General features: G+C 67.2%; 16 protein-coding genes. 11 read left to right on the top strand and 5 right to left on the bottom strand.

The features are described from left to right. Positions 1 to 76: 76 nt before the first annotated feature. Positions 77 to 772, top strand: a complete 696-nt coding sequence (locus tag ARC63_RS18200; RefSeq protein WP_057504027.1) for an HAD family hydrolase — start codon at positions 77 to 79, stop codon at positions 770 to 772. 7 nt (positions 773 to 779) lie between these two features. On the opposite strand, the gene ARC63_RS18195 is transcribed toward ARC63_RS18200, so the two are convergent. From ARC63_RS18195 to ARC63_RS18180, 4 genes are read right to left on the bottom strand one after another with little or no spacing between them, the layout of a single operon-like run. Beyond that, a complete protein-coding gene (locus ARC63_RS18195) occupies positions 780 to 1,010 on the bottom strand; it encodes a hypothetical protein (RefSeq protein WP_057504026.1) in 231 nt (76 codons plus the stop codon). After that, positions 1,007 to 1,432 (bottom strand): VOC family protein, encoded by a 426-nt coding sequence (locus ARC63_RS18190; protein WP_049409630.1) that lies wholly within the window; start codon positions 1,430 to 1,432, stop codon positions 1,007 to 1,009. Before ARC63_RS18190 ends, ARC63_RS18195 begins: the two co-directional genes overlap by 4 nt. Positions 1,433 to 1,442: 10 nt before the next feature. After that, positions 1,443 to 1,904: a helix-turn-helix domain-containing protein gene (locus ARC63_RS18185; RefSeq protein ID WP_049409629.1), complete on the bottom strand. Its 462-nt coding sequence runs from the start codon at positions 1,902 to 1,904 to the stop codon at positions 1,443 to 1,445. Beyond that, positions 1,901 to 2,827 carry a LysR substrate-binding domain-containing protein gene (locus tag ARC63_RS18180; protein WP_049409626.1) on the bottom strand — a complete coding sequence of 309 codons (927 nt, stop codon included), beginning with the start codon at positions 2,825 to 2,827 and terminating at the stop codon, positions 1,901 to 1,903. The genes ARC63_RS18185 and ARC63_RS18180 overlap by 4 nt, the downstream gene beginning before the upstream one ends. A 92-nt stretch (positions 2,828 to 2,919) precedes the next feature. On the opposite strand from ARC63_RS18180, the gene ARC63_RS18175 reads away from it, so the two are divergent. The 4 genes from ARC63_RS18175 to ARC63_RS18160 all read left to right on the top strand — a co-directional run bounded on the left by ARC63_RS18175 (position 2,920) and on the right by ARC63_RS18160 (position 5,744). Next, complete coding sequence (locus ARC63_RS18175; RefSeq protein WP_057504025.1) at positions 2,920 to 3,960, top strand: hypothetical protein; 1,041 nt, start codon at positions 2,920 to 2,922, stop codon at positions 3,958 to 3,960. Continuing rightward, positions 3,957 to 4,838, top strand: a complete 882-nt coding sequence (locus ARC63_RS18170) for a TolB family protein (RefSeq protein WP_057504024.1) — start codon at positions 3,957 to 3,959, stop codon at positions 4,836 to 4,838. The genes ARC63_RS18175 and ARC63_RS18170 overlap by 4 nt, the downstream gene beginning before the upstream one ends. Positions 4,839 to 4,906: 68 nt before the next feature. After that, a complete protein-coding gene (locus ARC63_RS18165) occupies positions 4,907 to 5,443 on the top strand; it encodes a GFA family protein (RefSeq protein ID WP_057504023.1) in 537 nt (178 codons plus the stop codon). Continuing rightward, positions 5,436 to 5,744, top strand: coding sequence for a DUF6958 family protein (locus ARC63_RS18160; protein WP_019337410.1), 309 nt, complete (start codon positions 5,436 to 5,438; stop codon positions 5,742 to 5,744). The genes ARC63_RS18165 and ARC63_RS18160 overlap by 8 nt, the downstream gene beginning before the upstream one ends. Here ARC63_RS18160 and ARC63_RS18155 read toward each other — a convergent pair whose 3' ends face one another. After that, positions 5,745 to 7,100 carry a sigma-54 dependent transcriptional regulator gene (locus ARC63_RS18155; protein ID WP_057504022.1) on the bottom strand — a complete coding sequence of 452 codons (1,356 nt, stop codon included), beginning with the start codon at positions 7,098 to 7,100 and terminating at the stop codon, positions 5,745 to 5,747. Between the two features lie 396 nt (positions 7,101 to 7,496). On the opposite strand from ARC63_RS18155, the gene ARC63_RS18150 reads away from it, so the two are divergent. From ARC63_RS18150 to ARC63_RS18125, 6 genes are all read left to right on the top strand, one after another. Beyond that, positions 7,497 to 8,027, top strand: coding sequence for a hypothetical protein (locus ARC63_RS18150; RefSeq protein ID WP_057504021.1), 531 nt, complete (start codon positions 7,497 to 7,499; stop codon positions 8,025 to 8,027). Beyond that, positions 8,024 to 8,641: a hypothetical protein gene (locus ARC63_RS18145; RefSeq protein ID WP_057504020.1), complete on the top strand. Its 618-nt coding sequence runs from the start codon at positions 8,024 to 8,026 to the stop codon at positions 8,639 to 8,641. Before ARC63_RS18150 ends, ARC63_RS18145 begins: the two co-directional genes overlap by 4 nt. Positions 8,642 to 8,684: 43 nt before the next feature. After that, positions 8,685 to 10,001, top strand: coding sequence for a hypothetical protein (locus tag ARC63_RS18140; RefSeq protein WP_057504019.1), 1,317 nt, complete (start codon positions 8,685 to 8,687; stop codon positions 9,999 to 10,001). 100 nt (positions 10,002 to 10,101) lie between these two features. Next, on the top strand, positions 10,102 to 10,806 hold the full coding sequence (locus ARC63_RS18135; protein ID WP_057504018.1) for a C39 family peptidase: 705 nt from the start codon (positions 10,102 to 10,104) through the stop codon (positions 10,804 to 10,806). Positions 10,807 to 10,818: 12 nt separating this feature from the next. Continuing rightward, a complete protein-coding gene (locus ARC63_RS18130; RefSeq protein ID WP_057504017.1) occupies positions 10,819 to 11,568 on the top strand; it encodes a hypothetical protein in 750 nt (249 codons plus the stop codon). Positions 11,569 to 11,614: 46 nt separating this feature from the next. After that, positions 11,615 to 12,907: a transporter gene (locus ARC63_RS18125; RefSeq protein WP_057504016.1), complete on the top strand. Its 1,293-nt coding sequence runs from the start codon at positions 11,615 to 11,617 to the stop codon at positions 12,905 to 12,907. Positions 12,908 to 12,943: the final 36 nt, after the last annotated feature.

The following is a 12,943-nucleotide window of genomic DNA, read 5'->3' as shown; positions in this document are numbered from 1 at the left end:
GCCCGGGTGCCACGCAAGGATGGCTGTGGGAAAATGACGGGCAATTGCACCACCGCATTGCCCCCTGGAGCTGTAGATGTCCCGTTTTCCCTTCGATGCCGTGCTGTTCGACTGCGACGGCGTATTGGTTGATTCCGAGCCGCTGGTGGCCCGCGTCCTCTCCGAGATGCTGACCGAACGTGGCTGGCCATTGACTCCGGCACAGGCGGGTAAAGTCTTCCTTGGCCAATCCGTTGCCCACTTGGCCGGACTGATCGAAGAACGCACCGGCAAGCCATTCACCGAGGCGTGGCTTGAAGAGTTCCGCCAGCAGCGCAACCGGGCACTGGAACGTGACCTGGAAGCGATCCAGGGGGCACCCGAGGCCGTGCGTGCGATCGCTGCGGCCACCGGTGGGCGGATCGCCTGCGCCTCCGGCGCCGATCTGCTAAAGGTGAAACTGCAGCTGGGCAAGGTCGGCATCCTCGATGCCTTCGGCGACCACGTCTACAGCGGCCAGGACATGCCGAACACCAAGCCGCACCCTGACGTGTATCTGGCTGCTGCCGCAGCGCTGGGCGTCGACCCGACGCGCTGTGCCGTCATCGAGGACACCGTCACCGGCGCCACTGCGGGCGTTGCCGCAGGCGCCACCGTGTTCGGCTTCAGTGAGGGTGGCCCGCACCACAGTACGCCCGAAGCCCTGCGCGCCGCCGGTGCAAAGGTGATCTTCCAGCGCATGGAAGATCTTCCCGCGCTGCTGGCGGCCTACGCCGCCGACGCTGCCGCCTGACCCGGCGTCAACCCGCAGCGCCCTGCCCGGCGCTGCGGCGCTTTCCTGTGTAGTGCAGCACAAACAGGTACAACCCGGTGAACAGCTGCAGGAACAACGGCGGCAGCGGCGAATAGGTGATCCACGCCGCAGGCTCGCCCTGCCCCAGCCCGCGCACCACAAAGTTGGCGATCACCGCCAGGGTGAACACGATCGAGGTCCAACGATGCACGGGCCGTGCCCAGCCACCTCGGCTCATTGCCGGCGCCTCGCTTCGGAACGGGCTTCGATCATCTTCCAGCCATTGCCCGATGGATCGCGGAATCCGGCGTCGACGGCGCCAAAGCGCTCGATCGGCTCCTGGGTGAATTCCACGCCCTGTGCCAACCACTGCGTGTAACGCGCCTGGCAGTCATCCACAGCCAGCACCAGGGGCGGCATTGCGCCTTTGGCCACCAGCTGCTGCAGCGAAAGCGCGGTGGCCGCATCGTGGGTGGGCGGACCCGGCACGAACAGGCCCAGCTGGAAACCATCCTGGCCTGGGCTGCGTACCGTCAGCCAGCGGTAGCTGCCATTGCGCACGTCGGTATGCACTTCGAAACCGAGCTTGCCGACGTAGAACGCCAGCGCCTCATCCTGGTCGCGCACATACAGGCCGACCGTGTTCACAGAATTCGTCATGGGACCTCCCTCAGGTGGGGTCCACGTTAGCAACCACCTCACGGCGGCGCTTCTCCAAAACTGCGATCTTCAGGTCCGGGCGTTGCGCGGCGCGTGCGTGGCATTCCGGCACACTGGCCGACGCCGCCTGGCCAGCACGCTCACGCTCGCGCACAGTGCCCGGGCTGTCACCGGTGATGTCACGGAAGATGCGGCCAAAGGTACCCAGGCTGCGCCATCCGGTCTGCGCGGCGATTTCGGTCACCGCCAGATCAGTATCACGCAGCAGCGCCACCGCTCGTTCGATGCGGCGGCTGAGCAGATAACGGTGCGGCGGCAGCCCGAAGGCCTGCTTGAACGAGCGGGCGAAGTGCGCCGGCGACACCGCACTGACCTCAGCCAGGCGCGCGACGGGCCATTCCTCATGGCTGGCCCGATCCATCCGGTCCTTGGCGCGCAGCAGGCGCCGCAGCAGTTCGGGGCTCTGGCTCATGGCATTACCGCCCGGGCCAGGTAATGGCGGGCTGCATGCCGCGCCTCGGCGGCCTGCTGGACCAGCCAGTCACGGAATGCAATGACCTTGGCACTGCCACCTCGCGCCGTGGGTGCCACGAACCAGAAGCTGCGACCGTCGCTGGCCACCCCCGGATGCGCCTGCACCAAACGCCCGCTGTCCAGCTCGGCCTGGAACAGGATCGGCGAACCAATGGCGATGCCCTGCCCTGCGATCGCGGCGCCGACATCCAGATGCTCGACGGCAAAGGGCGCGACGAAACTCTCCGGTGCCGGCGGTGGAAGGTCCCCGTGCGCGGCAAACCACAGGGCCCACCAGTCCGGCCGCCCGAGCAGGGGAATTTCCAGCGCGCTGCTGCCCAGCCCACGGGCCGCTGGCAGCAGCGCCGGCGCACACAACGGTGTGAACACGCTGGGAAACAAAGGAGTTGCCTGAAGACCTGGCCATTCGCCCTGGCCATTGCGGATGGCCGCATCGAAGTGACCGGCGGCCAGATCCTGCGGCGCTGCCGACAGGTCCAGCTCCAGCACGAACTGCCGGTGGCGGGCGCGGAACGTGCCCAGCCGCGGCGTCAGCCAACTGGTGCCCAGCGTGGGCAGTACAGACAGGCGCAGTCGCGCCGCATCCATGTCTGCGGCGCGCATGAAGCTGGCGCGCAGTGCATCGAATGCCCGGGTGGCCTCCTGCGCGACGCTGGCTCCCGTCGCCGTCAGTTCTACGTGCTGTGCATGGCGCAGGAACAGGCAGGTACCGGTCTGGGCCTCCAGCCGCCGCACGTGGTAGCTCACCGATGCCGCGCTGGTGTCGAGCTCTTCGGCGGCACGCGCGAAGCTGCCCAGCCGCGCCGCCGCCTCGAAGGCACGGATGGCGGCAAGCGACGGAAGCTGGCGTTGGGTCACCATAAGTGTGGCTTAGCCTGAGCCCCGATATCTGCGTGGTCAATCCCCCCTCGTGCCCGCAACGATGGAGGCACCTTCGGTAGCGGATCACGCACATGGATCGACGGCAGTTCCTGGCCACTTTGGCCGCCGCGGCAGCGTCCACCGCCCTGCCCTCCGGGTGGGCCCTGGCCAGCCACAGCGAAGACTGGACATGGTTGCAGGGCAACTGGCGGGTCCGGCACCAGCGCCTGAAGGAGCGCCTGGTGGGCGATACCCGCTGGGAGTCTTTCACCGGCTCCAGCGCGGTCTGGCTCACCCTGGGCGGGCTCGGCACCATTGATGACAACGTCATGGCGCTGCCTTCGGGCCCCTACAGGGGGCTGGGCGTGCGTGCATTTGATCCAGTGTCTTCCACGTGGTCGATCTGGTGGATCGATGGCCGCAATCCTGCCCGTATCGAAGCCCCCGTGCGCGGGGGCTTCGAGGGCGATGCCGGCAGCTTCCGTGGCACCGACCGGATCGACGGGCGCCCCATCGATGTGTGGTTCCGCTGGCATGACATCCACGGCGAGGAGCCGTGGTGGGAACAGGCGTTCTCCGACGATGCCGGTGCGCACTGGGAAGTGAACTGGCGCAACTGGTTCCGCCGAACTGCTGCGGCCCCCTCTCCGCTTCCGAAGCTGCCGGATGCACCGGGCGACTTTGATTTCCTGGTGGGCCATTGGAACGTGCGCCATCGTCGCCTGCGCGCTCGGCTGGCAGGCAGCGACGCGTGGGACGCGTTCAACGGCACCCTGCACAACTGGCCGGTCCTGGGAGGATTCGGCAACGTGGGTGACAACCTGATGGACGTGCCTGGAGCACCGCTGCGCGGCATGGGCATCCGTGCCTGGAATGCGGCGGAGCAGCACTGGCTGAGCTGGTGGCTGGATGGCCGCGAGCCGACCCGGATCGGCGCGCCACTGCGTGGTGGTTTCCAGGCCGGAGTCGGCCGCTTCTTCGGCGGAGACCAGCACGACGGTCGATCAATCCAGACGCGGGTGATCTGGTCACGCATTACCCCGCGCTCGGCGCGCTGGGAACAGGCGGCCTCGGCCGATGGCGGGCGCAGCTGGGAAACCAACTGGGTCAGCGACTTCGAGCGACAGGCATGAAGGCGCTGCTGGCCGTGATGCTGCTGGTTGCTGCGTCGCCTCCCGTGCCTCCATCAGGTGTGCTGCAGATCGTAGGCCCCGCGGAACGCTTTGCCCCGGGCGTTGCATCCACGCAATACGACGAGATTCGACTGACCTTGAGCCCGGACGGAAAAACCGCACTGTGGTTCAGCCGCAACCGGCCCGGCGGTCCGGGCGGGTATGACATCTGGGTCTCCCGCAACGATGGGCAGCGCTGGCGGCCGGCGACGCCGGTGCCGTTCAACACGCAGGGGCGCGACTTCGATCCCGCCTTTTCCGCCGATGGCCGCGTGGTGTATTTCTGTTCGGATCGCGCAGGCGGCCAGGGCGGCGACGATCTGTATCGGGTCAGCATGGGGAGCGACGGTCGATTCGGGGAGCCGGTCAATCTTGGCCCGGCAGTGAACAGCGCGGCCGATGAATTCGCGCCGATGCTCTCGCCGGACGCAGCCACGCTGCTGTTCTCCAGCGATCGCGCAGGCGGTGCGGGTGGCCATGACCTCTACGTCGCAGCGATGGTCCGTGGCATGGCACAGCCGGCACGGCCGCTGCCGGGAGACCTCAATACCGCAGCGCAGGAGTTCGATGCCACCTTCCTGGGCGACGGCCGAACGGTGGTGTTTGCCCGCGCCCAGAACTTCGGCAGTGCACCGGTGCGCCAGTTCATTGCCTACGCACGTGGAGGCCGTTATGACGCAGGCCATGCATTGCCCTCGCCCTTGAACGAGGCCTCCGGCGACAGCTACGGCGCGATGCTGGATGGATCGCAACCCGACACCTTGACCTATTCGGCGCGGCGCGCGGACGGTGCAGGGTTGGACCTGTACCGCATCCGCTATCGGATGATGCGCCCTTGAAGGCAGATGTTGTCGATTTTCGGCGCCCCGGTTCGTCGAGAGGATGACTACCCCAGGAGAAAACGCAGATGGCCTCACACCAGCCCCTTGCCTGCACCTGCGGCCAGGTACGCCTGACCGCCACGGGCCAACCGATTGCCACCGTCGAATGCTGCTGCGACAGCTGCCGCAAGGCCGGCGCCATGCTGCAGTCGATGCCCCGAGCACCGGCCGTGCTGGGCCCGCACGGCCAGACGCTCTTCGTAATGCACCGCAAGGATCGCGTCAGCATCGATGCCGGGCATGCCATGCTGCGTGCCTTGCGATTGTCCAGCAGGGGCGGCAGCCGCCGCGTGCTGGCGGGCTGCTGCAATACGCCGCTCTTCCTGGAGTTCAGCGGCGGCCATTGGCTGAGCCTGTATGGCCTGTTGTGGCCGGCATCGACAAGACCTGCCGTGGAGATGCGGACCATGGTCAGTGATCTTCCTGATGCGTCTGTGCTTCCTGACGATGTGTCGAACCTGAAGACCCGGTCGCTGCGCTTCTATGCGCGGTTGATGAAGGCGTGGATCGCCATGGGCTTCCGCAGCCCACGCATCGAGGTCGCGGGAGATACCCATGCCTGAGCCCGGACGGATCGAGATCGAAAGCATCACCACGCCCGGGCACATCCAGCGCGTGGATCGCGCCAAGTACCTCGCCATGCGCCATGCCTTGCTGCGGGCGCTGCCCGCGCAACCGCCCGGCCTGACTGTCGCGCAGGCGAAACAGGCACTGCTGCCACACCTGCCCGCCGCGCTGTTCCCGGCAGGTGCCACCGCCGGCTGGTGGTTGAAGGCCGTGCAGCTGGACCTGGAAGCCAAGGGCGTGATCGAGCGCGTCGCGGGCAAACCGTTGCGCCTGTTCAAGCACCTGGCGGCCGGCTGATCAGCGCTGTGCAGGCAGTTCCAACCGGTGCTTGCGGCACAGGCGATACACCGTGACCCGCGATATCTGCATCTGCCGCGCGCACTCGGAGACGTTGTAGCCGGTCTGGCGCAAGGTCTGCAGCAGTACATCGCGCTCGGCCTGGCCGCGCGCGTCGTGCAGCACCGCCGCGGGCAGGACCGCTACCGATGCGCCCAGCTCCAGGTCACGCTCACTGATCAGCTCGCCCTCGGCCATGATCGCTGCACGCTGCACACGGTTCAGTAGTTCGCGTACGTTGCCGGGCCAGTCGAAGCGCCGCATCGCCTGCAGTGCGGCCGGTGCGAAACCGCGTGCACGCACGCTGTGGCGCAACCGGAAGCAGCGCAGGAAGTGCTCGGCCAGCAGCTGCACGTCGGCACCGCGCTCGCGCAGCGGTGGCATCAGCAGGCGCAGCACGTTCAGGCGGTAGTAGAGATCGCTGCGGAACCGCCCCTGCGCCACCGCGTGTTCCAGTTCGACGTGGGTCGCGGCAAGTACCCGCACGTCCGCGCGCAGCGGCTGGCTGCTGCCCACGCGCTCGAAGGTTCCCTCCTGCAGCACGCGCAGCAGGCTGGTCTGCGCTTCTGCCGGCAGATCGCCTACCTCATCAAGAAACACCGTACCGCCATGAGCGGATTCGAACACGCCGATCTGCCGCTTGTCGGCCCCGGTGAACGAGCCACGTTCGTGGCCGAACAGCTCCGACTGAACCAGGTTGGCTGGAATCGCACCACAGTTCACCGCAATGAAAGGCCTGCCGGCGCGCCCCGACAGCGCATGCAGCGCATGTGCAGCCAGTTCCTTGCCTGTACCGGTTTCGCCGGTGACCAGCACCGGCAGTTCCACCGGCGCGAACTTGTGCAGCACCGTGCGCACCGCATGCAGCGCAGCGCTTTCGCCAATCAATGCGTGCGGTCCGTACCCACTGCAGGTTGCATCGACTGGCGGATCATCCGCATCGAACTGCTGGCGCATTGCGCAGACCAGGTCCTGCAGGCCGAACGGCAGCGTGAAGCGCGCACCGCATCGCTGCAGCAACGGCAGCCAGGCCGGCGATGTGGGTCCGGCGCCCGGTGGCAGTACCGCCAGCCAAGGCAGATGCTGGTGCTGCTCGATCCACGGTGCCAGCAGCTGCAGCGACGCCGCATCGAGATGGCGCAGATCGAGTACGGCGAGCAATCGATCGCGCCCACGCAGGCCTATCGCCATGGCGGGATCGGGATGGATGCTGCGCACATACCAGCCTGCTGCCGCCAGCGCACTGCGCTCGTTCGCCAACGGCTCGCCAAACCAGAGCACGCAACGTGACGTAGAAGCCTCCGGGACCGCTGCCATGCTTCCCCCAGCATCCGGACACCGTCGGCGGACTGTCAGGCAATCGCCGGCGTGCCGCCCCCCGCCGGGACCTCTACGGCCACCGGGGCGGCCTTTGTTGGGCGGATCCTAGCGCTTCCCTAAACGGCGGCGCAATGAGCAATGCGTCAAGAAATTCGTGACTGAACCGGCACCGTTGCAGACGGCGGCGCCACCTGTAACACCCATGCGACAGTTGCCCGCCGCCCTTGCCCTGCGGTGCCTGGGGCTTCGAAATCCCAACGATTCCGCGACGTGCCTGTAACACCGTGGCAGCAGCACGGTCAGGTGCTGCACGGTCCCGACACTGGCGGGTGGGCACTTCGAGGTTGGCACGGTTGATGCGTGGTTCCGCCGCACCCATCGCGGGAGATCGGCATGGACGGCACCACCCTGATTCGCTGCCTGGCCGCGGCACTGGCAATCGCCCTGCTGTTGGTTGGCGCGGGCGCATCCGCGTCCGGCGCCCGCCAGGGCGTGAAGGCACAGCCGGGCGAAATCGTCCTGTTGCGGGACGTATCCGCGCGGCCGGCCTATCGCATGGCACCACCGGGCATGGCGCTGATTGCCGACCCGAAGCCACAGCGCGAGATCGCCGCCGCATTGGGCGCCGGTGGCACGACGAACGGCATGGACGAGTTGAGCGATGAGGACTATGCCGGCATGGGTGCCGGCCAGGCAGCGTCCGTCGCGACATCGGGCGGCACTACCGTTGAACGGGTCACCCAGCAGGCCCTGGGCGGCACGCTTGGCCGCGGTGGTGATGGCATGGTCGGCAGCAACCTCGGGGGCGCCATGAGCGGTCCGCTTGGTGCGGTCGGCAGCAGCACCCGCGGTATCGCCGATACCGTGCGCGGCGCACTGGCCCAGTTCCCCCTGCAGGGCACGGCCCCGGCAGGTGGAAAATGAAGGCCCTGCACGGCTTGCTTCTGCTGCTCGCTGCCGCGCCCTGGGCGACCCGGGCCGATGACTACGGCGGCATGCTCGCCTATCTCGACGTGGCCCGCATCGACGGCCACGCACTGGCCGGGGCGACGGGTGCCATCGCCGTCAACCAGGCCGCCGGCGACCTCAACGTGCAGGCCAACCTGCGGGGTATCGCCAAGGGCGATCACGCCGACGTGGCGATCAATGCCCGACAACTGCAGCAGGGCAACCGCGTGCTGTCCGGGCCGCTGCAGGCCACCGCGTTCATTGGCGGTGACGCACTGGCCGGTGCCAGTGGCATCGCATCCATCAACCAGGCCAGCGGCATCGCCAACACGACGCTCAACGTCGTCAGCGCGACGCTGGCCCGACAGGGCATACGCGAAACCGACGATACGGCCTTGGCCGCCGAGGGTTCCGCGTTGGCAGGGGGGCGGGACGACACCGGTCGCGGCGTCGCGACGGGCACCCGCAGCGCCGGTGTAGCCAGCACCGCACTGCGGGGATTCGACGGGGTCCTGCAACTCAATCAGATCGCGGGCAACGGCAACGACACGGCCAACGTACTGGGCCTGGTCGTGCAGGACCGCCCGTGACAACCACCCAACCGATGCACCACCTGATGAGAGAGAGGGCACCATGAAAGCGACCGTCAAACAGACCATGCTCGCCATGGCGATTGCCACTGCCTCGACCGCCGCTGCGGCCAATGGCTGGGACAACCAGAACGCCAACGCGAACATCAACCACAACCACACCGTCAGCGAGACCCGCAACGACACGCACAACCACACCGACAACGACGTGCGCAACCGCACCGTCAACGTCAATGTGCAGAAGCACAGCAACATCCAGGCCGACGAACGCAAGGAAAAGAACAACCACGGCGTCGACGTGAACCTGGAGAAGGACCTGCGCCTGAGCACCGACATCAATTTCTCCGGCGACCCGAACATCACCGGCGACATCGACCTCGACTCGGCGGCCATTGCCGTGATCGACAACCGGCAGTCGATCAGCAACAACGCCACCAGCAACAGCCTGGTCACCAACAGCGCGTCGATCGGTGACAGCGTCGGCGCCGGTGCCTCGGGCAATCTAGGCTTCAATGTCGTCTCCGGCGACAACAATGCGCAGGACAACGCGGCCTCACTATCTGCGGCCGATGCGTCCTTCAGCTTCGGCATGGCCGACGCCGAGGTGTTCGTCAACCAGGCCGGCTTCGGCAACGCCACCATGAACTCCGGTGTCACCAACGCCGCAGGTCTCAGCGGCAACGCCTTTGGCGGCGCGTCCGGCAACATCGGCGTGAACATCGCCTCGGGCAACAACAATGAGCAGAAGAACGCGCTCGCGGCGTCGGTAGCGACCACGGCGGTGGCCCAGTCGAGCATCAGCTCCAACCAGGTCTCCACCGGCAACACGGTCAGCAACGCCGGCTTCGTGCAGTCCTACACCGATACCGTGCAGGTCGGCATGCGTGGCGGCGTCAGCGGCCTGACACTGGCCTATGGCGCGGGCACCTACCGCGGCACCGGCAACGCCTACCAGATGGCCAACTACTACCTGGATACGTGGAGTGGCGAGCTGCCGCACCCGGGTGGCAACAGCACCGGCCATATCGATCTGGACAACCAGATCCAGAACGCCACGATGAACCCCAACCGGCCGGGGGTGGGCGGCCTGGGCTTCGATACGCGTGAGAGTGGCACCAGCCAGTTCGTCGAACTGGGCGTGGCTGACCTGTATGCCAGCCTCAGCGGCACGGTCAGCACCACGCGGTGGGTGAACGTCAATGCGACCAACACCTCGGCCTTGTCCGGCAGTGCCTTCTCGGGCGCCTCCGGCAACATCGGCGTGAACGTTGCTGCGGGCACCGGCAACCTGCAGGCCAACAGCCTGGCCCTGGCAGTCGCCCAGCCCAGCACCGGCGGCGGTGGTGGCAGCGGCGAGTAAGCGCAACACCCCGGCCGTCCGCCAATGGCCGGGTCCCCGGGAGCCCCTGTTCCTCCTCCCCCTTGGGACAGGGGCTCCCCCCTGCTGCCGGAGAACGTAGATGATCCGTTGCCCTCCATCGATGCGCCTGCTTGCCTTCCTGTTGCTGATGGGCACCGCATCGGCATGGGCGGGCGAAGTCCACTTCGCCGGCGTGCTGCCCAATGGCGCGCTGCTGCAGCAGAAGGTGGAAAGCATGCAGGAGCGGCGCTACCGCAACGTGGTGCGCCAGCACACCGATTACAGCTGCGGGGCGGCCGCATTGGCGACCATCCTGCGCCATGCCTATCACCTGCAGACCGACGAAGCCACGGTGATCGAAGGAATGATGGGAGTTTCCGATCCAGCGCTGGTGGCCGAGCGCGGCTTCTCCCTGCTCGACATCAAGCGCTACGTGCAATCGCTCGGCATGCGTGGCCGGGGCTACCGCATCGATGAAACACGACTGCGCACCCTTCGCGTGCCAGGACTGGTGCTGATGGATGTGCGCGGCTTCCGCCATTTCGTGGTGCTCAAGCAGGTCCGCAACGGCATCGTGGAAGTGGCCGACCCGATCCTCGGCAACCGCAGCCTGGCGCTGCCGGAGTTCCTGGCTGCCTGGCCATCTCGCGCGGTCTTCGTGGTGATCGGCAGCGACTTCGATCGCAACACCGTTCTTCTGCAACCCAGCGAACGGCCAAGTGCCCGCGCGCTCTATGCGCGGCAAGGGCCGATCACCGATGCCGAACTGGTCGACTTCGGCTTCAGCCACGCCGACCTGTTCTGAGGAGGTACGACCATGTTCCGTCAACACGTATGGATGGCGCTGCTGCTGATGGCCCCTGCCCTGCCCCTGCAGGCCGCCGACGGCAGGACCGGGCGTGGACTCACGGAAATCCCCGACCCGGAGCTGAGCCTGATGCGGGGGCGCTACACCGTGGGTGGCAACAACGTTGCCTGGTTCGGGGTCACCATGGTGTCGCAGTGGCAGGCCAGCAACGGCACGACCCTGCAGGGCAGCCTGACCCTGGGCATGGACTTCCGCGGTGGTGGCGCGCCGAAGCTCAGCTTCCAGCCCAGCGTGCATGTCACGGCAGCCGATGCGCCGCTGCCCGATACCCACGGACGCAGCATCGACAGCAGCGGCCTTGCCAACGCCAGCGGCCTGGTGCAGAGCGTGCAGGTGGCCGGCGATGGCAATGTCGCGCGCAACGTCACCACGCTGACCGTCCGCGAGGGTGGCGTGCCGGCTGTTCTCTCTGATGACGCAGGCAACATCACCGCGCAGCAAGCCGGCGCCAGCGCGACGGCCGTGCTGGAAGGCAACCAGGCACGCCTGCTGCTGCAGGTGGATGGCCAGGGGCTGGTGCAGCAGTGGATCCGCAATGGCAGCGTCGGCCAGGGCATCGCCCTCGCTGGTGACGGCCAGATCGCCAGCAACCAACTGCGGCTGGAGCTGGTGCGCAACGCCGTGGGCGGCAACCTGCCGTTGAGCCAGAACGTGGCCCAGGCGATTGCGTTGAACCGCGGCATGGGGCCGGGCCAGTAGCAGGGCCTGGCATTGGGGGAAACGCTCCACAACGCAGGACACGAACATGCACACCCTGATGAGGATCACCCCGTTGGCGCTGGCGGCGCTGGCGGGCACCGCCCTTGCCGTGCCGCCGACGCCTGACGATGGCGCAGACGTGCAGGCCCTGGCCAACCAGCTGGAACAGCTGAAAGCCAACTACGCACAGGAAGTGCGGCGGCTGCGCGAACTGGACATGCAGGTGCAGGCCATGCAGGCACGCTTGGGCGGGCGGGTTGGCCCAGCCTCGACCCCACCGGCCGCACCATTGGCGCAGGCGGCGGCCGCCGCGGTTCCACCGAGCAGCGAGGGCTACGCCAGTACCGCTGCCGAGGCCCAACAGGCCAAGCAGGAGTCGCGGCGCAGCGTGGACGACGTGAAGCAGCAGCAATCGGCCCTGTTCTCCCGTCGCTTCACCATCGAGAACAGCCTCACCTACGCCCGCTATGACCGCAAGCAGCTCACCCTCAACGGCTTCCTCGCGTTGGACGCCATCTTCCTAGGCAATATCGCCATCGAGAACGTGGAGTCCGACTCGCTGACCTATAACGTGGCGGCCCGCTGGGGCGTCAGCCCGAACCTGACCCTCAACCTGGATGTGCCCTACCTGGCGCGGCGCACCGTGTACCAGAAAGGCGGCGCCGGCGGTGCAGCGGCCGCCATCGCGCAGGAGCAGACCAACGGCAACGGCCTGGGCGACATTGGCCTGAGCGCGAACTACCGGCTGTTCGGCGAACGCGGCTGGCGCCCTGAGACCGTGCTCACGGCCGGTGTCACCGCCCCCACCGGGCGCGCGCCCTACGGCCTGGACTGGAAGGTGATCGAGCGCGATGACGACGACTACATCCGCTTCGCCGTGCCGCGCGAGCAGCCCACCGGCAACGGCGTATGGCAGGCCAACCTCGGCCTGTCGATGGTGAAGACCGCTGACCCGGCCATCCTGTTCGCCAACATCGGGTACGTGCACTCCATCCCTCGCGGCTTCAGCGACATCGACAGCAATCCGGAAACGGTCAACCCAGGCGACGTGAAGCTGGGAGGCTCGGTGTACTTCGGTGCAGGTGTTGCCTTCGCATTCAACGAGCGGACCAGCCTGAGCCTGTCCTTCAGCGACCGCATCAGCGCCCGCGCCTCCACCCGCTTCCAGGGTGGCAAGTGGATGAAGGTGATCGGCAGTGACGCCAATGCGGCATCACTGAACCTGGGCGTGACCTATGCGTTGAACCAGCACACCACGCTGGTAACGTTGCTGGGCATCGGACTGACCCCGGACGCACCGGACTTTACGCTGGCGTTCAAGATTCCTTACATGCTCTAGCGGCCACTGCCCATGGCATGATGGGCGCTCTGCGGC

Source organism: Stenotrophomonas geniculata ATCC 19374 = JCM 13324, from assembly GCF_001431625.1.
Lineage (GTDB): Bacteria > Pseudomonadota > Gammaproteobacteria > Xanthomonadales > Xanthomonadaceae > Stenotrophomonas > Stenotrophomonas geniculata.
This window is presented reverse-complemented; position numbering and strand designations above follow the sequence as displayed.

Excerpts from the sequence above, each read along its gene's own strand:
- ARC63_RS18200 (WP_057504027.1), top strand. The coding sequence starts at position 77 with ATGTCCCGTTTTCCCTTCGATGCCGTGCTGTTCGACTGCGACGGCGTA.
- ARC63_RS18195 (WP_057504026.1), bottom strand. The coding sequence starts at position 1,010 with ATGAGCCGAGGTGGCTGGGCACGGCCCGTGCATCGTTGGACCTCGATC.
- ARC63_RS18190 (WP_049409630.1), bottom strand. The coding sequence starts at position 1,432 with ATGACGAATTCTGTGAACACGGTCGGCCTGTATGTGCGCGACCAGGAT.
- ARC63_RS18185 (WP_049409629.1), bottom strand. The coding sequence starts at position 1,904 with ATGAGCCAGAGCCCCGAACTGCTGCGGCGCCTGCTGCGCGCCAAGGAC.
- ARC63_RS18180 (WP_049409626.1), bottom strand. The coding sequence starts at position 2,827 with ATGGTGACCCAACGCCAGCTTCCGTCGCTTGCCGCCATCCGTGCCTTC.
- ARC63_RS18175 (WP_057504025.1), top strand. The coding sequence starts at position 2,920 with ATGGATCGACGGCAGTTCCTGGCCACTTTGGCCGCCGCGGCAGCGTCC.
- ARC63_RS18170 (WP_057504024.1), top strand. The coding sequence starts at position 3,957 with ATGAAGGCGCTGCTGGCCGTGATGCTGCTGGTTGCTGCGTCGCCTCCC.
- ARC63_RS18165 (WP_057504023.1), top strand. The coding sequence starts at position 4,907 with ATGGCCTCACACCAGCCCCTTGCCTGCACCTGCGGCCAGGTACGCCTG.
- ARC63_RS18160 (WP_019337410.1), top strand. The coding sequence starts at position 5,436 with ATGCCTGAGCCCGGACGGATCGAGATCGAAAGCATCACCACGCCCGGG.
- ARC63_RS18155 (WP_057504022.1), bottom strand. The coding sequence starts at position 7,100 with ATGGCAGCGGTCCCGGAGGCTTCTACGTCACGTTGCGTGCTCTGGTTT.
- ARC63_RS18150 (WP_057504021.1), top strand. The coding sequence starts at position 7,497 with ATGGACGGCACCACCCTGATTCGCTGCCTGGCCGCGGCACTGGCAATC.
- ARC63_RS18145 (WP_057504020.1), top strand. The coding sequence starts at position 8,024 with ATGAAGGCCCTGCACGGCTTGCTTCTGCTGCTCGCTGCCGCGCCCTGG.
- ARC63_RS18140 (WP_057504019.1), top strand. The coding sequence starts at position 8,685 with ATGAAAGCGACCGTCAAACAGACCATGCTCGCCATGGCGATTGCCACT.
- ARC63_RS18135 (WP_057504018.1), top strand. The coding sequence starts at position 10,102 with ATGATCCGTTGCCCTCCATCGATGCGCCTGCTTGCCTTCCTGTTGCTG.
- ARC63_RS18130 (WP_057504017.1), top strand. The coding sequence starts at position 10,819 with ATGTTCCGTCAACACGTATGGATGGCGCTGCTGCTGATGGCCCCTGCC.
- ARC63_RS18125 (WP_057504016.1), top strand. The coding sequence starts at position 11,615 with ATGCACACCCTGATGAGGATCACCCCGTTGGCGCTGGCGGCGCTGGCG.